We start from the raw sequence: 22,866 nt of genomic DNA, 5'->3' as shown, positions 1-22,866 counted from the left end.
GTAGATGCCCCGTTATCAAAACATAAATTGTCTATGCGTCTGCTCATACCTTTCTTGCTTTTGCTGGTTTCTTCTCCCGTTTTGGCCCAACCCAAAACCAAACTATTTATTCGGGTAGGTAAACTTTATGATGCCAAAAACTCGTCTTTCTTAACCAATCAGCAGATCATAGTGGCTGACGGGGTCATTGAAGCCGTGGGCCATAACATAGTTAAACCCGCTAACGCAACGGTGCTCAACCTGACTACATGTACGGTAACACCGGGTCTGATCGATATGCACACCCATTTGTTGCTCCATCAAAAACAAACTAAGGATGGTTTGGAGGTAGCTTCTAAGGTGCCAGCATCTGAACGTATCAAAAGCGGACTCGTATTTGCCCGTCAACATATCGAAGCGGGCATTACAACCGTTCGCGATCTTGGCAATTCAGGCCAGTACTTAGATAGTCAACTGCAAAAGACGCTTGCCGAAAGTAAAGAAATCGGGCCGACTATGTACGTGTCAGGCCCTATTATTAGTCCACCAGGCGGGCAATTCAGTAAACTTTTCCCAGCCGACAGCTTTGTAATTAACCAGGAATACAGGGTGGTTAGTGGAGTTGAAGATGCACGAGCAGCCGTTTTAGAGCATAAGAAACGCGGTGTTAATGTCATCAAAGTTTGCATGAATACAGAGAACCGAGTCTTGGCCCCCGAGGAAATTGCTGCAATTGTCCAAACCGCTCATAAGAATGGCCTTTCTGTTACGGCACACGCCACGTATGACGACTCCGCCAAAGACGCTGTTCTCGCTGGCGTTGACGGCATTGAGCACGGTTATATTCTATCTGACAGCACGCTGGCATTGATGGCACAACGCGGCACCTATTTAGTACCCACTGATGTGTCACGGGAAAAAGGCGAACTATTAGTGGCAGGTATCGGAATGGTTGGAAAGGAAGCAGAAGATTATCTGAAAAGTGCTTTAGACGGTTTTCATGACCGCCTGCGACGTGCCGTTAACAAAGGCGTTATGATTGTGTCAGGCTCTGATTTTTACAACGACGTGAAGGGTATAGAACGAGGTGAAGGAGCCGTTGATGTAATTCAATCGTATTATGAGGCCGGTTTGCCTGCAAAAGACGTACTACGATACGCTACGTACAATGCAGCTAAAGCGTTGGGCTTATCGGAGCGTTTGGGTGTTATAAGCAAAGGCGCAAAAGCAGACCTGGTTTTTTTTAACGGTGATCTGGAAAATGATTTTGCCCAATCGCTGGCTAACGTAAAAATGGTTTTGAAAGAAGGGCGGATAATATACCCCAAAGCCAAACCACAGAGTAAAACAAAACTGAAAAATCCGCAAGGCTCTAAGTAAGCTGTATTGCCTTTAGCGATCTCCGTTCAGCGTAGCCAAAAAATACGCTGAACGACCTACTCCGCTTTTACCAGTACGTGCAAGTCGCTATGCCTTCCCCGGTCGTCGGCGCAGGAGATTTTCAGGGGGCCGGGGCGAGGTTTGAAGAATACGGCTTCAGTGGGCGTGGCCCGGCGGTAGAATTTGTCGTTCAGATACCAGAACACGGTTTTTACGTCGCTGCCAGCCTGGCAACCCAATTCGAGTTCGGCGGGCTGGCGCGGGTTAATGTAGTACTCGCTTCGGTCGTTCAGGCTGGTAATCAGCGGCCCGGCATCGCCATACACGCGCTCGCAGGCGGGGTTGTGGGGCGGCACGGTTCTAAATGGAATACGTTGAGTCTGATAAAACGCCAGCACATTCGGCGCAAGGTTGGGGTAGAGTCGGCGCACGGCATCGGCGGGGCGGCAGTGAGCGCAGTACGAAATCGTTCCGGCTGCGTTGGTCCAGATGGCCTTGCGGTGCTGACAGGGCCGATAACGCGACACGCCCATGATAAACGCATCGGTCACGGGGTGGTGGCACGAATCGCCTGGCACGTCGCCGGTTTCGGGGCAAATCAGGCGGTGGCTCAGATTGGTTGGTGGCCGAAACCAGCCGCTCGGCGAGTTGTAATCCAGCGCGTTGAATAGTTGAAACAGCAACGGTGTGGCCGTGTTGGCTCCGCTCAGTTCGGCCACGCCCACGCCCGAAAAGTTGCCCACCCACACGCCAACGGTGTAACGTCGGTTGTAGCCAATGCTCCAGGCATCGCGCCGACCGTAGCTTGTGCCGGTTTTCCAGGCAATGCGCGGCAGGTGGTAGCTGTTATCGAAATTGTTAGGCAGGTCGGGCCGGGTGATTTGCACGAGCGTTTGCGTAACAAGATAAGTGGCTTCGGGAGAAAGCACAGTCTCCTCCGCCCCCGAAGCAGGGACCTCCTTAGTGGCGGAGGATGCTGTAAGGTGTATTGGCTTGACCTGACCCCCGTTTGCCAGCCCGACATACAGCCGGGTCATTTCTTCGAGGGTGACGCCACAGCCGCCCAGCACCAGCGACAGGCCGAGGTCTTTAGCCTGTTTTTTCACCGATACAAATCCGGCCTTCCCCAACGCCGATACGAATGATGACGTACCCAGTTCATTCAGCAAAGCCACTGCCGGAATATTCAGCGAGTTTGCCAGCGCAAACTCTGCCGTAACGGGGCCGTTGAACCGACGGTCGTAGTTGTCGGGTTCGTAGCCGCTGAAGTTGGTTGGTACATCGGCGAGTTTGGTTTTTGGCGTAATGATGCCCGCGTCGAAAGCCAGTCCATAAAGCAGCGGTTTGAGCGCACTCCCCGGCGACCGTACCGCCCGAACACCATCGACCTGCCCACCGTCGAACGCATTCCGAAAATCTGCCGACCCCACGTAAGCAACAATCTCCCGCGTGGCGTTATCCACAATTAGTACAGCCGCGTTGTGGATAGCTAACCCCCGGAGCCGGTTGGCATAGTTTTGTACGATGCGCTCGGCAGTAGCCTGCGCGTCGGCCCGGACGCTTGCCCGCACGATGGGCGTGTCGGGATGGTCGGTGCGGAGTCGGCGGGCGAGGTGTGGAGCTTGCTGTGGGGCTTCGCGCCGGTAGGCGGTCAGTGGTTCGGTCAGGGCGTCGGCAATGGTAGCATCGTTGTATAGGCCAGCGGTTCGAAAGCGGGTGAGCCAGCGGTTGCGTTCCTGCACGATGCGGGCGTTGCTGTGCCCCAGCCGCAAACTCGACGGACGATTCGGAATAATAGTCAGCGTAGTGAGTTCGGCTAAGCTAAGCAGTTGGGGCGGTTTGCCGAAGTACAGCAGCGAAGCCGACTTCAACCCTTCGATGTTGCCACCGTAGGGAATCAGGTTTAGATAAAGTTGCAGTATCTCATCTTTCGAGTAATGCCACTCCAACTGAATCGCTCGAAACAACTCGATAGCTTTGCTCAGATACGTCCGTTTGCGCGGTTCGAGCAGCCGCACGGTCTGCATCGTGATAGTCGAAGCCCCCGACGTGCGCCGACCCGTCAGCAGGTTGCGCCCGGCGGCCCGAAGCATGGCAACGGGGTTGAAACCGGGGTGATAATAGAAATACTTATCTTCTTTGAACAGAATAGCGTTGCGCAGGGTGGGCGTAATTTCGGGCAGCTCGGCGTACATCCGCCATTTGTCGTCGCGGCTCAGAAAAGCGTGCAGGATTTGCCCGTCGCGGCTGATAATCAGCGTAGAATAAGGTACGCGGGTGTTGAGCGGAAAGAGCAGATCGAGTAATAGAAACAGGCTAAACGTGGTCAGAACGGCCTTCGTTAGCCGTTTGCGCCATAGCCGTTTGACAAGTTCTCTCCAGTTGCTCATCTTTTTTGACAGGATTAACAGGATTGTCAGGATTGGTAGGCTCTTATGTTGCAAATGACCGACCTGCATAACGTATAGTGTGCAAATCCGGCAAATCCTGTTAATCTTGTCGAAAAATACGACGGCTTCCAGTCTCCTAAACCCTATGACCATTCAATTTTTTGGTGCGGCCCGCACCGTAACGGGCAGCAAGCACCTTGTCACTACCGACAGTGGTACACAGATTTTGCTTGACTGCGGCCTGTTTCAGGGGATCAATACCGATGAACTGAATCAAACGTTCGGCTTTAACCCCGCCCGCGTCGACTATATGGTTCTGTCGCACGCCCACATCGACCATGCGGGTCTGATTCCCCGACTCGTGAAGCAGGGCTTCAGGGGGCCAATTTATACCACCTTAGCTACCATCGACCTCTGCGACGTGATGCTGCGCGACAGTGCCCGCATTCAGGAGCGCGACCTTGAGCGGGTGAACGAACGGCGCACCCGGCGCGGTCAACCCGAACTCGAAGCGTTATACGACGAACAGGACGTAGAACAGGCTTTGAGCCAGATGCGCCCGGTTAACTATAACCAGCCGTTTGTGATCACCGAAGACGTGACGGGGTTGCTGACCGATGCGGCCCACCTGCTTGGCAGCGCGTCGATTAGCCTGACTATCCGCGAAAATGGTGCCGAAAAACGCCTGTTTTTTAGTGGCGACATTGGCCGCCCTGACGACAAAATCCTGCGCAGGCCCGATTCGTTTCCGCAGGCCGATTACATCATTTGCGAATCGACCTACGGCGACCGGCTCCACGAACCAGAACCCGATATGAAGAGCCACCTGCTGCGGATCGTACACAAAACGTGCATTGAAAATCGGGGTAAACTTATCATTCCCGCCTTCGCCGTCGACCGGACACAGGAATTGATTTATGCCCTCGACCAGCTTTCGAGCGAAGGCCGACTGCCGAAATTGCCCGTATACATCGACAGTCCGATGGCCGTAAAAGCCACGCAGGTTATGCACATGCACCAGGATAACTTCAACCCCGACATCCTGGTCTACATCAACAAAGACGGCGACGCGTTCAGCTTCCCGAATCTGCATTACGTGTCGGACGTGAACGAGTCAAAGGCCATTAACAACCGACAGGGGCCGTGTATTATCATCGCCCCGTCGGGTATGGCCGAAGCGGGGCGTATCAAGCACCACATCAAAAACAACATCGACGACCCGCAGACAACCATCCTGCTCGTCGGTTATGCTTCGCCCAACAGTTTGGGTGGTGCCTTAAAACGGGGCGACAAAGAGGTAACGATCTTCGGCGACCGTTATGAGGTAAAAGCCCGTGTCGAGATTATGGATTCATTCTCTGCACATGGCGACTACCGCGAAATGCTTGACTTTTTGAGCTGTCAGAACCCGGTTCTGGTGAAGCGGGTCTTTCTGGTTCATGGCGAGTATGAAAAGCAGTTGGTCTGGAAAGATAAGCTTGAGACGGCTGGATTTCAGCACGTTGCTATACCAGAAATGGGGGAGAAGGTAGTGCTATGAAAAACCCCGGCTTTAGCAACCGGGGTCAGCAGAGGTCCAGGAAAGTAAACAGAACGCCGTCAGGAATAACGCACGCGGGCGAAGCAGCGATTAAGCACTACCCGGTACATTTTGCCAAACTGCGCGTAACACCAGCGTTTGAGTTGCGTCACCTCTTCGGGAATGAGCATTTTGATGGCCTTCGCCAATTCCTTCTCGAACAGTGCTTTGTCAAAACTCACCTTCTGAAGGATGGTTTTGATGTACTCAAGCATCGAAAGCATGGTTGTTAACGGGATTTTGGTTTAAGGAAGTGATGAGTAATTTAAAAGACTCCACCGTCGTTTCGGCTACGGGCATCTATGGTTGAGAACGCACCACTTTAGAAAATGTTGCCACGAAATAACAATGTTTTTAGCAGTATTCCGCAAATATTTTGCATTATTTTTTTGTCTGCCGATAGTTACATTTGGGCAAGTGATTGATAATGCGGCAACTATAGAATTTAGCGCAACTAACTTTCCGATTGAACGGCCTTTTGTTATCACAGTGAGTATTCCGAACAGTGAGACACGGCCAACCATTTCTTTTCCCGACATTACCGGTTTTTCAAAGAAGGGAACATCTGCCAGTGTAACCACAGTTGAAATCGGTGGAAAAACAGTAGTCAATCAAATTATAACGCAGAATTACCAGGCCCGCACGCCAGGGCGTTTTCGACTGCCGCCGTTCTCGATCACAACAAATGGCACGACCGTCCGCTCCGAGGGAGCCGAATTAACAGTCAGACCAACAGCTACGTTGCCGGGTAGTGCTTCGGCTCTTTTGGAGAATACGTTACCGAAAAACCCGGCATTTTTAACCTTGCGGGCAACCAAATCCAGCATTTACGTTGGCGAAAGCATAGGGCTAACGCTTTCGTTCTTTGTAGCGGATAACTACCCATATGTGCTGAATTTTACGGCTTTAGACAAGCAGTTGCAAACTATTATCAAAAAAATCAGACCTGCTAATGCTTGGGAGGAGAATCTGAATATCAATGAGTTAAAGGCGGTTCCGGTACAAGTTGGTGGTAAACCTTTCCGCGAATACAAACTCTACCAGGCGGTGTTCTTCCCACTGTCGACCCGGCCTTTGCGTTTGCCTGCCGTTACGCTTCAGTTAACCCGTTCGCGGCCCCTGATTGGCCCGCCAGCACCCACGCCCGAAACTGTTTCGTTTACCAGCCGCCCCCTTAACGTAGCTGTTCGGGCGTTGCCGGCTCACCCCTTGCGGGGCCGCGTACCGGTCGGCGTGTTTCGGCTCGAAGAATCGCTTGACCGACGCCGAATCGTGGTTAGCCGTAGTGTTCGGTACGCGTTTTCGGTGGTTGGCGAGGGTAACATCGCTGCGCTGCCCGCCCCGGCCATGCTGAACCCAAATCCTGATGTAGACGTATTCCCGCCCGAAGAACGACTAACGCTTAGCCGTACAGTGGCCGGTGTAACGGGCAGCAAAACATTTACCTATTTCTTAGTGCCTCATCAGCAGTCGCCTATACCATTGGCTGGCCGATTTCAGTGGATTTATTTTAATCCGCAACTGGCTCGGTACGATACGCTTCGCCCGGCATTGGTACTACAGGTTGGCACAACAAACGGGAATACCAGCCCCGCTAAAATGGGCAACTCGCCGGAAACAGGCCGCGATACAGTTTCGGCACCGGCGGGTAGTATGTCAATTTATGACGGTATCGAAACGCTCGACAGCAGCCGACAGCCAATCAGTATTTCAGTACTTGTTCGGGCCGCAGCCAACGTATTTATTGTATTGATGCTGCTGGGGATGATATTTGTGTTTTTTAAGCGATAATTTCTGCACCGCGCTTTCAGGTTTGGCAGACAATACATCATGAGCAGTACATACGGAACGCTATTTAAGATTTCTACTTTTGGTGAATCGCACGGCCCGGCTATCGGCGTTGTCATTGACGGTTGCCCGGCGGGGTTAACGTTCGACACCGAATTTATTCAACACGAACTCGACCGGCGCAAACCCGGACAGTCGCGCATTACGACCCAACGACGCGAGGCCGATGAATTTGACGTACTATCAGGGGTGTTTGATGGGCAGACGCAGGGAACGCCTATTGCCCTAATCATTCGCAACACCGACCAGCGTAGTAAAGATTACGGCCACATCGCTCAGCAATTCCGGCCTTCTCACGCCGACTATACGTATCAGGCCAAATACGGCTCCCGCGATTACCGGGGCGGGGGCCGGTCGTCGGCCCGCGAAACGGCGGCACGAGTGGCGGCTGGTGCTGTTGCAAAACTGTTGCTGGCCCAGCACGGTGTGCAGATTCGGGCGTATGTCTCGCAGGTGGGCGCACTGAAACTCGATAAGCCATACACGGAGCTGAATCTGAACCTAACCGAAGAAAATCCCGTGCGTTGCCCTGACTCCGACATGGCCGGGCAGATGTTCCAGTACATCGACGAAACCCGCAAACGGGGCGATTCTATCGGTGGCGTAATCGATTGTGTGATTACGGGCGTCCCGGCGGGCTGGGGCGAACCCGTTTTCGACAAACTCCACGCCGAACTGGGTAAGGCCATGCTGAGTATCAATGCCGTGAAAGGGTTTGAATATGGCAGCGGTTTCGCCGGAGTCGAGCTATACGGTTCGCAGCATAACGACGAGTTTTATACTGACGAAACCGGCAAAGTTCGTACCCGCACCAATCATTCGGGTGGTATTCAGGGCGGCATCAGCAACGGCGAGGCTATCTATTTCCGAACAGCCTTCAAGCCGGTAGCGACCATTATGCAGGATCAGGATAGCGTAGACGTTGACGGACAGCCGGTTACGGTATCGGGTAAGGGTCGGCATGACCCCTGCGTGGTGCCGCGTGCCGTGCCAATCGTAGAAGCAATGGCCGCGTTGGTGCTGGTTGATATGATGCTGCGCAACGAAGCCGCACAGGTTGGCCGCACGACGAAGCAGGCCGAGTTTTTGTAGAATTGATAGCTGCCGTTGCTTGCGCAAACCGGACGGCTATGCCTATTTCTTCTTGCTAAAAACAGCCTGCATCAGCACAAAACCCAGAAGCCCAAAGCCTATCGCCTGAGCCAGAATGCCAATCGTTAGTAACGTTCCTGCCGAATCCCACTGATTACTTCGGCCAGCCGCGCCAATTAACACGAATATCAGACCCAGAAGCCAGAATCCAGCGGCAGCAAGCAGGTATTTGTTTCGTATCGTAATCATAAATGTGACTGGTTTGATGACGCCAGCCTGTTAACAAGTCGCCAACGGTATTTTGTTCGCCAATCTACTTCGTTTTCTGCTCATACTGATGGCCGGAGCCGTTGTGGCCCAGCCGACTCCGCAGCATCGCTATCAGTTTCGGCGTGGGCTGATGGGTACGCAGTTTGTGCTTACGCTGTACGCACCCGACAGTGCAACGGCCCAACGTGCCAACAACGCTGTGAACGCCCGCATGGATTCGCTCAACCAGATTATGAGCGATTACCTCGATGGGTCGGAGATCAACCGGCTGTCGGCCACGGCGGGTTCGGGGCAGTGGGTACGGGTTTCGCCCGAACTGTTCGAGGTTTTACAAAAGTCCCAAACAATTGCCCGGCTCTCGAATGGCCGGTTCGACCCAACTATTGGGCCGTTGTCGCAGCTTTGGCGGAGGGCCGTTCGGCGGGGCGAGTTTCCCGACCGACAGCAGCGACTTCGGGCGCGCCGGGCTGTCGGTCATCGGCTGATGCAATTGGATTATGCCACACAATCTGTCAGGCTTCGGCGACGTGAGATGCGATTAGACGTGGGCGGCATTGGGCAGGGTTTTGCCATCGACCAGGCCGGTAAACTACTACGCGGGCTGGGAATCAACACTTTTTTGCTTGATCTGGGGGGCGACGTGCTGGCTGGAGATACGAGCTATTCCGTTGCGCTCGACTCAACTGTACTTTCACTTAAAAATGCGGCCATTACCACGTCTGGCGATATGTACCGACATTTAGATTACCGGGGGCGTCGGTATTCGCACGTCATGAATCCGCGTTCGGGCTTGGGACTGCGGCATTTTGTACGCGCCACTGTGCTGGCTCCCGACGGCTGGCGGGCCGACGCGCTCACGAAGGTATTCAGCGTGGCAGGCTGGCGAAAAAGCCGTCGACTGCTGCGCCGGTTCCCGGAGGTTGAACTGTTGATTTTAGAAAATAAAACCGGTCGATTGCGCCGTTGGCAATCGACCGGTTTTGAGACGTATATCCGCTGATAATTCTACGAAAAGGCGGTCTTATACCGTTGCTCCCTCTTTCAGCCGTTCGGCGTTTTCAGCAATGCGGAGTTGTTCGATGAATTCGCCAATGTCGCCGTCCATCACAGCCGGGAGATTATAGACCGTCAGGCCAATACGGTGGTCGGTCACGCGGCTCTGCGGATAGTTATAGGTGCGAATTTTGTCGGAGCGGTCGCCACTGCCTACCATCGTTTTGCGTTGCGAGGCAATAGCGTCGTTATGCTTCTGCAACTCAATTTCGAACAGCCGCGACCGAAGTACCGTCAGAGCTTTGTCGAAGTTTTTCAACTGCGACCGTTCGTCCTGACACTGCACAACGAGTCCTGTTGGAATGTGCGTAAGCCGCACCGCCGAATAAGTGGTGTTTACTGACTGCCCACCCGCGCCCGACGAACAGAATGTATCTTTGCGGATGTCGTTCATATTCAGGTCAATATCTACCTCTTCGGCTTCGGGCAACACGGCTACACTGGCGGCAGAAGTGTGAATGCGCCCCTGCGTTTCGGTGGCCGGTACGCGCTGCACCCGGTGAACCCCCGACTCGAACTTAAGTTTGCCGTACACGTCTTCGCCCTCGATCTCGGTAATAATTTCTTTGTAGCCGCCCGATGAGCCTTCCGTAAAATCGACGAGTGTCATTCGCCAGCCCATTTTTTCACAGAACCGCTGGTACATGCGAAAAATATCGCCCGCGAAAATGGCCGCTTCGTCGCCCCCGGTGCCGCCCCGAACTTCGAGAATTACGTTTTTACTGTCGTTAGGGTCTTTCGGAATCAGCATTTCTTTCAATGCTTCTTCCAGCGGCTCCCGGCGCGGCAGCAGTTCATCTAATTCGGCTTTGGCTAATTCCCGAAAATCTTCGTCTTTTTCGGTTGCGATAATCTGTTTGGCGTTCTCGATTTCTTCGAGCAGTTGGGTGTAGGCCCGGTACTGCGTCACAATTTTTTCGAGGTCTTTATATTCTTTGCTCAGCTTCATGAAGCGTTTCTGATCGGAAACAACCTCAGGCTGCACAATTTGCTGGGCTACTTCATCGAAGCGTTCGCGGATGGCTTCTAACTGGTCAAGCATGTTGATTCTGGAAATACACCCAAACGGTTTGGGCCTGCAAAATTACGATTTTATTACGGCTTATCATGCGTTTTACCCAAGACCTGAGTCGGTTAAAACCCGTATCTTTACCCATATTTGAGCATCAACATGCACACTTTCGCTTTATGGCTCCAATGGCACACTTTCGCGCTTTTGTTCTTTCAACGGCTGTTACGGCACTTTTCATCACTGCCTGCACGCCCGACCGCATCAAGCAAACCGATGCGCTAAAGCAACAAATGGCCGACATGAAACCTAAACGTATCACAAACGCCGATATGGTTGAAACGGTTAATGTTCTCGGAGAACGAATCAGTAAGGCGGTCCAAAGTGATTTACTTGACGATTTACAGAAAGCGAACGGGCCAGCCGAACGAGCGCGGCTCTGTCAACTGCAAAAACTCCCCCGACTAACGGCAATCGAGGAAAAATACGGCGTTGATATTCAGTTGGTTAGTGGTAAGGACGTACAAAATCAGTCGCTAAGTACAAAAGAACGCGAAGTGCTTGATGCGTATTTGTATAATGCCGAGCAAAAACTGCCTCAAATCTCAAACATTCAGAAAATCAACGATACGCTCTTCGTTTACAATGCCGCCGTGCCAACCGACAACATCATTTGCCAAACCTGCTTTGGCGATCAGAAGACACCGTTGGCCGTATGGCGCATACTATTTCCGAAACGCGAAGTTGTTCGCCGAGTGGCGATAAAGAAAAAATAGCCCAGTTTATTGGCTATGATTCGCCCAACAGACGAGGTGCCGGGCCGTTTCGGCTGGATTGTCTTCCTGCACAGAAAACGTATGAACCTGTTTGCCCTGCCGCTGCGATAAACCATGCATATAGGCTTTGTCGTAGTAAACCAGCGTCAGGTCGGCTACGGTTGCGTAATCGTGTTTACTGAGGGCGTTCAGGGCGTCTTTAGTTGCCTGCCCGCCCAGCCGTTTATGGATGCGCCCGGTGGCTTCAACCAATAAGCCGTGATCGATACTCGCATACTCCGTAACCAACCGCTCAATACGAATTGGTTTGGGAATGTCGACAGCGGCAACGACTGCCGCACTCATCTGTTGCCAAAAGGCCATCGGCACAAAGCAGGTGCCGATGTTGCGGCTTTCATCCTCGATCCAGATTCGCTTCGTAACGTCTAACCGGCGCAGGTCTGTAAAGAGCTTGTTTTCAAAGTGTTCGGACGATGGCTGCGGGAGTTGCCCGATGGCTCCGTAGGTCGATCCTTTGTGATGCGCCAGCCCTTCGAGGTCAATTACCTGTTCGCCCAGTCGGGCCAGTTCTTTCAATATGTCGGTTTTGCCGGAGCCGGTCTTCCCGCCGAGTACAATCAGTTTATACGGCTCAGTAAACGCAGTCAGAACAGTGTTTCGGTACGCTTTGTAGCCACCTTCGAGCGTCGTAGCCGTGAGTCCGGCGGTGTTGAGCAGCCACGCAAACGAGCCAGAGCGCATACCGCCCCGCCAGCAATGCACCAGTACCTGCCCTGCACTATGATGCGTTAACCGGCGCGATTGTCGCACAAAATCGGCCAGCTTCGGCCCCACCAGGTCAAGCCCGAGCAGCACAGCGGCATCGCGACCCGCCTGCTTGTATTTGGTGCCGACCTGCGCCCGCTCGTCGTTATCGAACAGCGGGATATTTACTGCCCCCGGTATGTGGGCGTGGGCATACTCGCCCGGCGACCGCACGTCAATGACGGGAAGGGTTTGCGCCAGATCAAGAAAAGCTTCTGAACCAAGATTAGCCATGATTTGCAAGATTACTACAAGATTTTACGCTTCGCTTATCCAATTTTATAAACAAGCGAAGCGTCGAATCCTGTTTAATCTTGATAATCTCGGCTAATCCTGGTTCAGACATCTTCGATACATCTGTATGGTATTTTCTAAACCAAAATACAGCGCGTCGCAGATGAGCGCGTGACCGATGGAAACTTCGAGCAGGCCCGGAATGTACTGGGCAAAATACTGGAGATTATCTAAACTGAGATCGTGACCCGCGTTCAGGCCAAGACCGAGTTCCTGTGCTTTCTGGGCAGCCCGCACAAACGGCGCAATGGCCGCTTCGCGATTCTCGAAATAATGAGCCGCGTATGGTTCGGTGTACAACTCAATTCGGTCGGTCCCAACGGCTTTGGCACCCTCGACCATGCGCTCATCGGCATCTACAAAAATCGACACGCGAATGCCATCTTGTTTGAATGTTTCGACTAACTGCCGCAGGTGGTCGGCGTGGCGTATCGTATCCCAGCCCGCGTTGGACGTGATGGCGTCAGGCGCATCGGGAACGAGTGTCACCTGCGCGGGCCGAACCTGCCGGACCAGTTCGATAAACCGCTCGTTGGGGTTGCCTTCGATGTTGAACTCGGTTGTTACAACGCCAGTCAGATCAAGCACGTCCTGATAGCGAATATGCCGCTCGTCGGGGCGGGGGTGAACCGTAATACCCTGCGCTCCGAAGCGTTCGCAGTCGAGAGCCACGTTCACAAGGTTTGGATTATTGCCGCCCCGCGCATTACGAATGGTAGCTATTTTGTTGATGTTGACAGATAGACGGGTCATTCTAAAAAGTTAAAGAGCGAAAGAGTGAAAAAGCGAAAGAGCGGTTTCGCCACTATGCTTTGTAACTTTGCCAGATTAATGAAGGTTCGACTTCTGTAAAGATTTCCAGAAAGATGGGGTCGCCCTTTCACTCTTTCATTCTTTCGCTCCTAAAATTATGTCACTGAAAACACAAATAAACGACGATATTAAGCAGGCTATGCTGGCAAAGGATCAGGACCGGCTGCGGGCTTTACGGGCTTTGAAATCGATGATTCTGCTCGAAGAAACCAAAGAAGGTGGCACGGGCGAACTGAAGCCCGACGACGAGATCAAGATTCTGACCAAAGCCGTAAAACAGCGCAAAGACTCTGCTGATATTTACCGGCAGCAAAACCGCCCCGACCTGCTGGCAACCGAAGAAGCCGAAATCGCCGTAATCGAGCAGTATCTGCCCAAACAACTGACAGAAGACGAACTGAAAGAAAAGCTACAGGCCATTATGACCCGCGTTGGTGCTTCGGCCCCTTCAGACATGGGCAAAGTGATGGGTGCAGCCACCAAAGAACTGGCCGGACAAGCCGACGGGAAAGCCATTTCGGCAATGGTGAAAACACTTTTACAGTGAACTCCCTCGACCTTTTTATGCTGATTCCTCTGGCATGGGGCGCGTTTAATGGCTATCGCAAAGGTCTTTTGGTTGAGATTGTGGCGATTATTGCGTTTGTGGTGGCGATGATTGTGGGGTTCAAGTTTCTGGCGTTTGGGATTGATCTGCTCAGTCCTTACATCAGCCGCGAACTGGCCCGGAAAATTCTGCCCTGGCTGGGGTTTTCAATCATCTTTTTTCCCACGGTACTCATGATTAATCGGATGGGCTTTGCGCTTCGGCGGTCGCTCAAATACACGCTGCTCGGCACGTTCGACAGTGTGGCCGGAGCAACCGTCGGGCTTTTTACGTGGGTCTTTGGAATTAGTGTGATACTCTGGTTGTTCAGTTATATGGGCGTGCAAATGCCTCCCCGCCAAACAGAAGGCGCATTTTTATACCCATACATTCGGCCCGTTGCGCCAAAAGTGATGGATAAAGCCGCCGTTTGGGTGCCGAAGGGATTAGAAACATTAAAGAGTGAAAGAGCGAAAGAGTGAAAGAGTGGGTAACTCTATTCGCTTTTACACTCTTTCGCTCTTTCACTCTTTATTTAATGAAACAGGATATTCGCAAAACCAGCCCCGCGCAGTTGAAAGAGTGGCTTACCCAAAACGGTGAGCAGGGGTTTCGGGCGAAACAAATACACGAGTGGCTCTGGAAAAAGTCGGCGCAGTCGTTCGAGCAGATGACCAATCTCTCGAAGCCAACGCGCGATCTGCTACATACGCATTTCGAGATTCGCCCGTTGAGTGTGGCCCAGCAGCAACGCAGCAGCGACGGAACCATAAAATCATCGTTCCGGCTCTTCGATGGTAATTTAGTGGAAGGCGTACTGATTCCGGCCCTGCGCCACGACGATGTTGACCGCATGACGGCCTGTGTATCCTCGCAGGTGGGCTGCTCGCTGACGTGCAAGTTCTGCGCTACAGGCTATATGGACCGCAAGCGCAATCTCGATGCTGCCGAAATATACGATCAGGTCGTGGCGATTGACCGGCAGGCTAAAGAAAATTACGACGCCCCCCTGTCGAACATCGTTTACATGGGTATGGGCGAACCGCTCCTGAATTACAAAAACGTGCTGGAATCGGTCGACCGAATTACTTCGCCAGATGGATTGGGTATGTCGCCGAAGCGGATTACGGTATCAACGGCGGGTATTGCCAAAATGATCCGGCAGTTGGGCGATGATGCGGTGAAGTTCAACCTCGCGCTCTCGCTGCACGCAGCTAACGACGTCAAGCGCGATACAATTATGCCCATCAATGAAAGCAATACGCTACAGGCATTGGGCGATGCGCTGAGCTATTTTTATCGGAAGACCGGTACGCGCATTACGTTTGAATATATCCTGTTTTATAATTTCAACGATAGTTTGCAGGACGCGCAGGAGCTTTGGAAATTCACGAAGCGCGTACCGGCCAAAGTCAATATTATCGAGTATAACCCCATTGCCGAAGCTACTTTCAAAAACACCGATCCGCAAACGCTCGACAAGTTTGCCGGATTTTTAGACAGTAAGGGCGTAATTGTCAATGTGCGCCGGAGCCGGGGTAAAGACATCGACGCGGCCTGTGGGCAGTTGGCAGGTAAAACGCCTTAACAATTTCGTAATACGGCTCTGTCTGGTTTGACGTACTTTTGTGGCGATTTATAGCGAATGGCCTGACTGTTTGCGTTACCACCGAAGACTCACCACTCCATGTTTGGTTTAGAAACGGATGTTTTTATTCTGCTGTTTATCAGCTTGTTTGCTGCCTGTGCTTTTGAATTTGTCAATGGTTTTCACGATACGGCCAATGCTGTAGCTACCGTTATCTACACCAACTCGCTGAAGCCGACCGTGGCCGTTGTGTGGTCGGGCATCTGCAACTTTGCGGGCGTACTGCTGGGTGGTATCGGTGTAGCAATGGGTATTGTCAACCTGCTGCCCGTTGAACTGCTCGTCGATCAGAATGTGTACCATAGCATTGCGATGGTAATGGCTCTGCTGCTCAGTGCTATCATCTGGAACGTGGGCACCTGGTACTTTGGCCTGCCAAGTTCGAGTTCGCACACGCTGATTGGCTCCATTCTGGGCGTTGGTCTGGCCTTCTCTACCCTGCCCGACAATACCGAAGGCGCAGCCGTGAACTGGGAGAAAGCCATCGAAACCGGACAGGCTCTGCTGCTATCGCCCCTGTTGGGTTTCAGCTTAGTAATCGTCATTATGTTTCTGATTCGGCGGCTGGTGCCCGAAGAAACCAAAGATCAGCTTTTTAAGGAACCCAAAAAAAATGCACCGCCACCGTCGTGGATTCGCGGCATTCTGATTGCTACCTGCTCAATGGTGAGCTTCTTCCACGGCAGCAACGACGGGCAAAAGGGCGTGGGATTGGTTATGCTGATTCTGATTGGTATCGTGCCGTTTCAGTTCGCCGTCAAGTCTGACATCGACCCCCGTTTGATGAACGCCAACGTTGCTGCGGTTGAGCAAACGCTGGGCCGGGTCAATGCCGCTACGCTCTCCACGGCCAATCAGGACCGCTTACTTAAAACACGAGCCGAACTGAATGACCTGAAACAACTACTGGCACAGCCGCTTGTTGACGGAAAAATTCCGCAGGAAAAACGTTTAGACGTCCGGCGCGACCTGTTGCTCATCAACAGCAACGCCAGAAAGATTGCCGAGGATGAAGGCGCAAACCTCAGTGCGGCTGACCTGAAAACGCTGGAAGCCAACTTAGATGAAAAAGGTGGCCTACGCCGATATACCGACTATGCGCCGACCTGGGTAATTCTGATGATTGCCCTATCGCTGGGTTTGGGCACCATGATTGGCTGGCGTCGGATTGTAGTAACGGTGGGAGAAAAAATTGGTAAGCAGCACCTCACCTACGCGCAGGGTGCCTCTGCCGAACTAACAGCCGCTATAATGATTGCTGTTTCGTCGTGGAAGCACCTGCCCGTTAGCACCACCCACATTCTGTCGTCGGGTATTGCGGGTAGTATGGTGGCAAACAAAGGCATTAAAAACTTGCAGGCGGGCACTGTGCGCAATATTGCTCTTGCCTGGGTGCTAACGCTGCCAGTTTCTATTTTGCTGTCGTTTACCCTCTATATCCTCTTCCGCTGGCTGATTTGACAGTGAGCAGTTATCAACCAACAGCCAACAGTGTTTGTGTCAGTATTGTTGGCTGATAACTGTTCACTGCTATTTTACCCATTCCGGCGCGTCCTGCTCGATGGCGTGCCGAACGCGGGCTACAATGTCGTCAACGGTATCGTCAGGTCCGTAGGCCATCGGCTCTTTAAACTTCACGGTTAACAGTGTATTGCGCTTTTTGAAGCGTAATCCTTTTTTATCGAACGCCCGACGAAAGCCGTTGATAACCACCGGGATAACGATTGGCTGGTTGTTCAGTACGAGGTGTCCCGTGCCTTTCCGAACGGGCGCGTAGGGGCTGGTAGTACCTTGCGGGAAACTCACTACCCACCCGTGTTCGAGTGCTTTGGCGATTTTATCATTGGCCGATGTATCGACCGACCGCTGCACTTCGCGCCCTTCGGCCCGCCACGACCGCTCGATGGTGAGCGCACCGCCCATGGCAAAAATCTGTGGAATAATGCCCTTCTTCATTGTCTCTGAAGCCGCTACGTAATACTGCCGGGCGCGGGGGCCAAACAGGTACATCGGTGGCAACAGCGTATTCTGAAAGCCCCACTTTACCGCGCAGAAGATGTGAAAAAAGGCAATCACGTCGGCGAAGTAGGTTTGGTGGTTCGACAAAAACAGGACGTTGTTGATGGGCAGATTCTCCAGATTTTCGGTGCCTTCAATCTCGATGCGATTCACGACCGTATATCGGGCATAGGTAAACCAGCCAACAATGCCAATCATCATTCGTCTGACCAACAGCGAGTTGCCAAAAGGATCACGCTCAAAAATTCCCAGCACGTCGAGCGGCATTAGAAATTTTGGCAGATAGCTGAATGTAGTTGGTTTTATGTGTTTCATCGCAGATTGGGGTCGCCGATAGCTGGTAAAGATAAACGACGACAGAAAATAATTTCTATCCTCTATTAATCTTTTAAACAGCTCCCACATCCAACCAACGACTTGTTTGTTTCTTACCTATATTTTTCCGTTTACAACCATGAAACGAATTGTGCTTGCCAGCGTGGCCGCATTAGGTTTTTTCTTCGCTCATACAACCGCTACGGCTCAGGTACAGGTAGGTGTTCGGGGCGGTGCCAACTGGGCGTTTGCATCAAAACCCGAATTTCTGGGCAGTCTAACGCCCACCTTCCATCCTTCGCCCGGCCCCACTGGCGCACTCTTTCTGGAAATACCCGTCAGCGACCGCGTTTCATTCCGACCCGAAATTGCCTACGTGCAAAAAGGCTTTTTAGTTAAAGAAGGCATCGACCTGAATCTGGGCGGTTTCACACTGCCGCTCGGTGCCCGCATTGCGTATCAGGCACAAACTCTTGAATTGCCCCTATTAGCGAAAATAAATCTGACCGACGGCCCCGTGCAACCTTACTTTATTGCTGGCCCGTCGGTGAGCTATACCCTTGACGGACGCGTGCGTACCCGTGCCACCGCCCTGATCTCAACCCGCCCTATTGATGTAGATGTTGATTACGGCGCGGCAATGAACCGCTGGGATTTCAGTGCTGTGGGGGGGCTGGGCCTTGCGATGGATGCCGGACCGGGTAAGCTTTTCGTAGAAGGCCGTTACACACATGGTTTTACGCGGCAGGTGCAGGTACCGGTTGTGAACGTGAACGTCCGAAATCGGGGCATAGCTGTATCGCTGGGGTATTCGTTCCCAATTGGTTATTAAACAAGAAGTAAAAGTTGAATCAACCTGGATAAGTAAAGGCGTGGCTTGTTTAGCTACGCCTTTCTTTTTTGATTAGCTTTACAATTCGTTCTTTATCGCACTTGTTCAGGCGACATCAATATGGCAACATTGACTGATTTTGTTCGTTCAACGGCTCCTGAGCCGCACCGTACCCGTACTCGGCAAATTCTGAAAGCGCATCCCGAAATTAAGAAATTGATCGGTCAGAAAAATCCCACCACGTTCTGGATAATTCTGGCCTGTGTAACCGTAATGATGGGCTTGGCCTGGCTCGTTCGCGATCAGTCGTGGTGGGTAGTAGTAGCGGCTGCGTGGTTTATTGGCGCGTTTCCGGCGCATACGCTGTTTGTCTGCATTCACGAAGCCGCCCATAACCTGATTTTTAGAAAACCTGCCGCCAATGCATGGGCCGCGATTCTGGCTAATTTACCTACGGTATTTCCCACGGCCTTGTCGTTCAAAAACTTCCATATCAAACATCACGCTTTTCAGGGCGTTCACGAGTTAGATGCCGATTTGCCCGACTGGTACGAAGCCCGGCTGATTAAAAACTACGCTATCGGCAAAGCAATATGGCTGCTGCTGTTCCCTATTTTTCAGGGTATCCGCACACTCCGCATGACCGAACTGGCCGTGATCGACCGGTGGGTGGCGGCTAATATTGTTATTCAATTGGCTTTTAACACGCTCGTTGTGGTGCTGTTTGGCTGGAAAGCCCTGGCCTTCCTGACGCTCTGCCTGTTTTTCTCGGTAGGCTTTCACCCGCTGGGGGCACGCTGGATTCAGGAACACTACCTTACGCTCGACCCTGAGCAGGAAACGTACAGCTACTACGGCAAACTGAACGTGCTGAACCTGAACGTTGGCTTTCATAACGAACACCACGATTTCCCGTCGATTCCGTGGAACCGCCTGCCTCATATCAAGAAAACGGCCCCCGAATTTTACGATACGCTAAAGTATCACACGTCATTTGTGCGGCTGTTTTTCCGGTTTCTGTTCGATCAGGAGATTTCGCTGTTTTCGCGCATCGTTCGCCACGAGCGCGGGCGCGTGTCGCTCACCGACCAGTCGAAACCCGATCTGGACATGGTTCAGGCGCAGGATATTCCAGCTAAAGTGGCAACTGTCTGACCAGTTTTTCTATTAAAACTTTGCCTTGCCTGCATCTAAAAAGGCAACGAAATTGGCTATATCGCGGTCGTAGTTTTTAGGGGCAACAAGCAACTTCCCGTCGTCATCGACTAAGCAATAATGTGGCTGGGCGTTGTTGTTATATTGTACGATCTGCAAATCGGCGTTCTGCGCACCGATTGTCTTTTTCACTTTCTGATCGTAAGCCGAGGTGTACCAGTCTGCTTCGGGCAGTTCAGTTTTATCGTCTACATATAGCGCAACGAGCACGAAGTCGTTTTGCAGCCGCGACAACACCGCCGGGTCCGACCACACGTTTTGTTCCATCTCGCGGCAATTCACGCAGCCGTGTCCGGTGAAGTCAATGAACACGGGTTTATTGACTTGCTTGCTATAGGCCAACGCTTCTTTGTAATCGAAAAAACCCTGTAAGCCATGCGGCAGTTTGAACAGGTTGCCATACCGAACGTTCCGTTCAACCAGCGGCTGACCGCCAACGGCTGACTGCCGACTCAGATAAAAATCCTGCGTGGCCAAAGGTGGCAGATAACCCGACAGAGCTTTCAGGGGAGCACCCCACAGGCCCGGAACCATGTACGTAACGAACGCAAACGTGCCGATTGCCAGCAACAGACGCGGAACGCTGACGGTCTTGGTTTCGCTGTCGTGCGGCAGGCGAATTTTGCCGAGAAAATAAAAACCCATCAGGGCGAAAATCACGATCCAGAACGACAGAAATACCTCTCGGTCGAGCAGACCCCAGTGGTATACCTGATCGGCAATGCTCAGGAACTTGAGAGCCAGAGCCAGTTCGAGAAAGCCCAGCACGACCTTGACCGAGTTGAGCCAGCCGCCCGATTTTGGCAGACTTTTGAGCCACTGCGGAAAAGCGGCAAACAAGGTAAACGGTATGGCAAACGCCGACGAAAAGGCTGTCATGCCAATAATGGGCTTGATTACTTCGCCCCCCGCCGAGGCTACCAGCAAGCTACCAACAATAGGCCCGGTACACGAAAACGAGACCAGCACGAGCGTGAAGGCCATAAAAAATACGCCCCCCAACCCGCCTTTCTCGGCCCGCGCATCGGCACTATTGACCAGCGACGAGGGCAGCACAATCTCGAACAAGCCCAGAAACGACAGCCCGAATACAAAGAAAACGGCGAAAAACAGTACGTTCGGAAACCAGTGCGTACTAACGAAATTGGCAAACGCCGGACCGTTAATCCGTGAGACAACCGTACCGACAAGTACGTAAATTCCGATAATCGACGCGCCAAACAGCAGTGCTTTCCACCGACCGCCAGCCTGATTCGTAAAAAAACTGACCGTCATCGGAATAATCGGAAATACGCAGGGCGTCAGCAGTGCCACTAAGCCCGATAAGAAGGCAGCTACAATGAAGCCAAGCAGCGATTCGTCGGCGGGTTGTTCGGGTGGGTTTGTAGTGGTCAGGCTGGCTGGCGGTGCCGTTTGCGCGGTTGTCGACGCTGCCGCCGAAGCCGTTGCTGCCGACGGCTTGACAGTCTGTGCTGTTTGCACAGTTGGGGCCGTGGCAGTCGTAGCCTTTACCGACGTTGTTGGCGTGGCAGCAACCGTAAGACTGCTGGTGGCAGTGACAGCAGTTGCCTTGAGCGTGGTCGAAAATTCGACTTCGGTGGGTGGCAGACACACGCCATCTTTCGAGGAGCAAACCTGATATTCTGCTGTTCCGGTAATCAACGCAGCGGGTTTGAGCAGTTTCACTTTCTGCACGAACACGGCTGATTTGTCGAACTGCCGCACCTTGGCTCCCCAAGCTTCTTCAAACACTTCCTGAACGCCTATGGGCGTAGCCACCCCGACGAGTGCGTACTCGTCGGAGGGCGTAAATTTCAGTGTAGTGGGTATTGGCCCGATGTTCGGATCGAGGTCGTTAGAATACAGATGCCACCCGTCGGCAATGCGAACGTTGATGCGAATACTGACTACATCGCCAACGACACCCGGTTGTTTCGGCACACTAACCGACCAGTTGGTGGGGTCTTTACGAATCTGCGCGAAGGCACTAACCGACAGTAACAAAAATGCCCATAGGGCAACGATATTCTTCATGGAAGTAATGAGCAGGTATTAGCCTGTTCACAGTAGCTAACACATCCGGTGCAAAAATACTTCCAAAACGACCGTTAATAACTAAATAGTACGGGGTTTAGCTCGTCCTGTGGTTTTTGGCCCACAGGTACGCTGTTCAGCCACGTAGCATGATCGGCTATCTGATAGCTGTTGCGCGGCTGCATAATGGTTTGATCTTTATCCATATAGATCATGGTCATTACCTTACGCGGCTTGCCCGATACGTTCGGCCCGGCGCGGTGGAACGTCCAGCCAGCGTGGTAGCTTACTTCGCCGAGGTCGAAGGGCGTGTCGTTGAGCGGGAAGTTCTGGCGTTGCAGGGCCTGAGCCAGAATCGCTTCACTTTCATCGCTGATTTCAATATCGCGGCCAATTTCAACGTGTTGCGACCCTTCGGCGAAGGCGAGTGGCCCCATCTCCATTGGCGTTTCCTGCAACGGAATCCAGACCGTTACGGTGTTAGGTGACGCCAGCGGCCAGTAAAACTGATCGGCGTGCCAGGGTGTGATGCCGCCCGACGGCTCTTTATACAACGCCTGATCGTGATAGAGCCGTACCCCTTCGACGCCCATCAGATCGGTAGCTATTTTAGCGAGCCGTTTCGAGAAAACAAACTCTTTCGCTTGTTCATCTTCGCGCCAGAGGTTCATAATTTGCAGGAAAGCCCGCTCGTAGGTCGTGCGTTCCTCCATCGGCTTAATCAGTGTATTGAGCCTGAAAACCAGCTCGGTAATAATATCACCATAGTAAGCCAGTACGTCTTCGCTCAGTACGTGTTTAAGTTTAACGTAGCCGTTTTTTTGGTAAAAAGCGATGGCGTTGCCGGGCAGTTCGTAGGGGGTGTTCAGTTCGTTGAGCAGCCATTGCTTATTGACAAGAGTTTCCATGCGCGTTCGGATATTGCGGGTT

At 52.5% G+C, this 22,866-nt stretch carries 22 protein-coding genes and 1 pseudogene; 13 read left to right on the top strand and 10 right to left on the bottom strand.

Features of this window, described 5'->3' with window-relative positions; genetic code table 11:
• The first annotated feature begins 33 nt into the window (after positions 1-33).
• The gene (locus tag AWR27_RS18900; protein ID WP_198045032.1) at positions 34-1,359 is read left to right on the top strand and encodes an amidohydrolase family protein; all 1,326 of its coding nucleotides are present in this window, start codon (positions 34-36) and stop codon (positions 1,357-1,359) included.
• Between the two features lie 56 nt (positions 1,360-1,415).
• Here the strand turns inward: AWR27_RS18900 and pbpC are convergent, their stop codons facing one another.
• Positions 1,416-3,749, bottom strand: a complete 2,334-nt coding sequence (gene pbpC, locus AWR27_RS18895) for a penicillin-binding protein 1C (protein ID WP_198045031.1) — start codon at positions 3,747-3,749, stop codon at positions 1,416-1,418.
• Between the two features lie 145 nt (positions 3,750-3,894).
• Between pbpC and AWR27_RS18890 the strand changes: the two genes are divergently transcribed.
• Positions 3,895-5,289: an MBL fold metallo-hydrolase RNA specificity domain-containing protein gene (locus tag AWR27_RS18890; protein WP_077132632.1), complete on the top strand. Its 1,395-nt coding sequence runs from the start codon at positions 3,895-3,897 to the stop codon at positions 5,287-5,289.
• A gap of 59 nt (positions 5,290-5,348) precedes the next feature.
• Here the strand turns inward: AWR27_RS18890 and AWR27_RS18885 are convergent, their stop codons facing one another.
• Complete coding sequence (locus AWR27_RS18885; RefSeq protein WP_077132631.1) at positions 5,349-5,552, bottom strand: hypothetical protein; 204 nt, start codon at positions 5,550-5,552, stop codon at positions 5,349-5,351.
• Between the two features lie 124 nt (positions 5,553-5,676).
• On the opposite strand from AWR27_RS18885, the pseudogene AWR27_RS25845 reads away from it, so the two are divergent.
• A pseudogene (locus tag AWR27_RS25845) lies at positions 5,677-5,994 on the top strand (BatD family protein); the annotation flags it as partial.
• Here AWR27_RS25845 and AWR27_RS25840 read toward each other — a convergent pair.
• Complete coding sequence (locus tag AWR27_RS25840) at positions 5,958-6,155, bottom strand: hypothetical protein (protein WP_232326081.1); 198 nt, start codon at positions 6,153-6,155, stop codon at positions 5,958-5,960. The pseudogene AWR27_RS25845 and the gene AWR27_RS25840 sit on opposite strands and share 37 nt — an antisense overlap.
• Between AWR27_RS25840 and AWR27_RS18880 the strand changes: the two genes are divergently transcribed.
• Positions 6,133-7,119 (top strand): hypothetical protein, encoded by a 987-nt coding sequence (locus tag AWR27_RS18880; RefSeq protein WP_232326080.1) that lies wholly within the window; start codon positions 6,133-6,135, stop codon positions 7,117-7,119. The genes AWR27_RS25840 and AWR27_RS18880 overlap by 23 nt on opposite strands.
• Before the next feature lie 39 nt (positions 7,120-7,158).
• Positions 7,159-8,268, top strand: a complete 1,110-nt coding sequence (aroC, locus tag AWR27_RS18875; protein ID WP_077132629.1) for a chorismate synthase — start codon at positions 7,159-7,161, stop codon at positions 8,266-8,268.
• Positions 8,269-8,310: 42 nt separating this feature from the next.
• On the opposite strand, the gene AWR27_RS18870 is transcribed toward aroC, so the two are convergent.
• Complete coding sequence (locus AWR27_RS18870) at positions 8,311-8,517, bottom strand: hypothetical protein (protein ID WP_077132628.1); 207 nt, start codon at positions 8,515-8,517, stop codon at positions 8,311-8,313.
• Between the two features lie 52 nt (positions 8,518-8,569).
• Between AWR27_RS18870 and AWR27_RS18865 the strand changes: the two genes are divergently transcribed.
• Complete coding sequence (locus tag AWR27_RS18865; protein WP_335695394.1) at positions 8,570-9,538, top strand: FAD:protein FMN transferase; 969 nt, start codon at positions 8,570-8,572, stop codon at positions 9,536-9,538.
• Positions 9,539-9,559: 21 nt separating this feature from the next.
• On the opposite strand, the gene prfA is transcribed toward AWR27_RS18865, so the two are convergent.
• Positions 9,560-10,633 carry a peptide chain release factor 1 gene (gene prfA, locus AWR27_RS18860; protein ID WP_077132627.1) on the bottom strand — a complete coding sequence of 358 codons (1,074 nt, stop codon included), beginning with the start codon at positions 10,631-10,633 and terminating at the stop codon, positions 9,560-9,562.
• A gap of 155 nt (positions 10,634-10,788) precedes the next feature.
• Between prfA and AWR27_RS18855 the strand changes: the two genes are divergently transcribed.
• Positions 10,789-11,376 carry a hypothetical protein gene (locus AWR27_RS18855; RefSeq protein ID WP_077132626.1) on the top strand — a complete coding sequence of 196 codons (588 nt, stop codon included), beginning with the start codon at positions 10,789-10,791 and terminating at the stop codon, positions 11,374-11,376.
• Between the two features lie 6 nt (positions 11,377-11,382).
• Here AWR27_RS18855 and mnmH read toward each other — a convergent pair whose 3' ends face one another.
• Both mnmH and AWR27_RS18845 read right to left on the bottom strand, forming a co-directional pair.
• Complete coding sequence (mnmH, locus tag AWR27_RS18850; protein ID WP_077132625.1) at positions 11,383-12,414, bottom strand: tRNA 2-selenouridine(34) synthase MnmH; 1,032 nt, start codon at positions 12,412-12,414, stop codon at positions 11,383-11,385.
• Between the two features lie 93 nt (positions 12,415-12,507).
• The gene (locus tag AWR27_RS18845) at positions 12,508-13,227 is read right to left on the bottom strand and encodes a pyridoxine 5'-phosphate synthase (protein WP_077132624.1); all 720 of its coding nucleotides are present in this window, start codon (positions 13,225-13,227) and stop codon (positions 12,508-12,510) included.
• A gap of 157 nt (positions 13,228-13,384) precedes the next feature.
• Here AWR27_RS18845 and AWR27_RS18840 point away from each other — a divergent pair, with 157 nt between their 5' ends.
• The 4 genes from AWR27_RS18840 to AWR27_RS18825 all read left to right on the top strand — a co-directional run bounded on the left by AWR27_RS18840 (position 13,385) and on the right by AWR27_RS18825 (position 16,982).
• Positions 13,385-13,834 (top strand): GatB/YqeY domain-containing protein, encoded by a 450-nt coding sequence (locus AWR27_RS18840; RefSeq protein ID WP_077132623.1) that lies wholly within the window; start codon positions 13,385-13,387, stop codon positions 13,832-13,834.
• A 17-nt stretch (positions 13,835-13,851) separates the two neighbouring features.
• Complete coding sequence (locus AWR27_RS18835) at positions 13,852-14,355, top strand: CvpA family protein (protein WP_077132622.1); 504 nt, start codon at positions 13,852-13,854, stop codon at positions 14,353-14,355.
• 56 nt (positions 14,356-14,411) lie between these two features.
• Positions 14,412-15,461 (top strand): dual-specificity RNA methyltransferase RlmN, encoded by a 1,050-nt coding sequence (rlmN, locus tag AWR27_RS18830; protein WP_077132621.1) that lies wholly within the window; start codon positions 14,412-14,414, stop codon positions 15,459-15,461.
• Positions 15,462-15,560: 99 nt separating this feature from the next.
• Entirely contained in the window at positions 15,561-16,982 is a 1,422-nt protein-coding gene (locus tag AWR27_RS18825) for an inorganic phosphate transporter (RefSeq protein ID WP_077132620.1), read from the top strand.
• Between the two features lie 69 nt (positions 16,983-17,051).
• Here the strand turns inward: AWR27_RS18825 and AWR27_RS18820 are convergent, their stop codons facing one another.
• Positions 17,052-17,855, bottom strand: a complete 804-nt coding sequence (locus tag AWR27_RS18820; protein ID WP_077134078.1) for a lysophospholipid acyltransferase family protein — start codon at positions 17,853-17,855, stop codon at positions 17,052-17,054.
• Between the two features lie 139 nt (positions 17,856-17,994).
• Between AWR27_RS18820 and AWR27_RS18815 the strand changes: the two genes are divergently transcribed.
• A complete protein-coding gene (locus tag AWR27_RS18815; RefSeq protein WP_077134077.1) occupies positions 17,995-18,687 on the top strand; it encodes a porin family protein in 693 nt (230 codons plus the stop codon).
• Between the two features lie 120 nt (positions 18,688-18,807).
• Positions 18,808-19,842, top strand: a complete 1,035-nt coding sequence (locus AWR27_RS18810; protein ID WP_077132619.1) for a fatty acid desaturase — start codon at positions 18,808-18,810, stop codon at positions 19,840-19,842.
• A gap of 12 nt (positions 19,843-19,854) precedes the next feature.
• Here AWR27_RS18810 and AWR27_RS18805 read toward each other — a convergent pair whose 3' ends face one another.
• The gene (locus AWR27_RS18805; protein ID WP_077132618.1) at positions 19,855-21,936 is read right to left on the bottom strand and encodes a protein-disulfide reductase DsbD family protein; all 2,082 of its coding nucleotides are present in this window, start codon (positions 21,934-21,936) and stop codon (positions 19,855-19,857) included.
• A gap of 74 nt (positions 21,937-22,010) precedes the next feature.
• A complete protein-coding gene (locus tag AWR27_RS18800) occupies positions 22,011-22,844 on the bottom strand; it encodes a phytanoyl-CoA dioxygenase family protein (RefSeq protein ID WP_077132617.1) in 834 nt (277 codons plus the stop codon).
• Positions 22,845-22,866 lie beyond the last annotated feature (22 nt).

Source organism: Spirosoma montaniterrae (genome assembly GCF_001988955.1).
In the GTDB taxonomy this organism is placed as follows: Bacteria; Bacteroidota; Bacteroidia; order Cytophagales; family Spirosomataceae; genus Spirosoma; species Spirosoma montaniterrae.
Note: the sequence above shows the minus strand (reverse complement) of the source record. Positions and strands in the feature narration are given on the sequence as shown.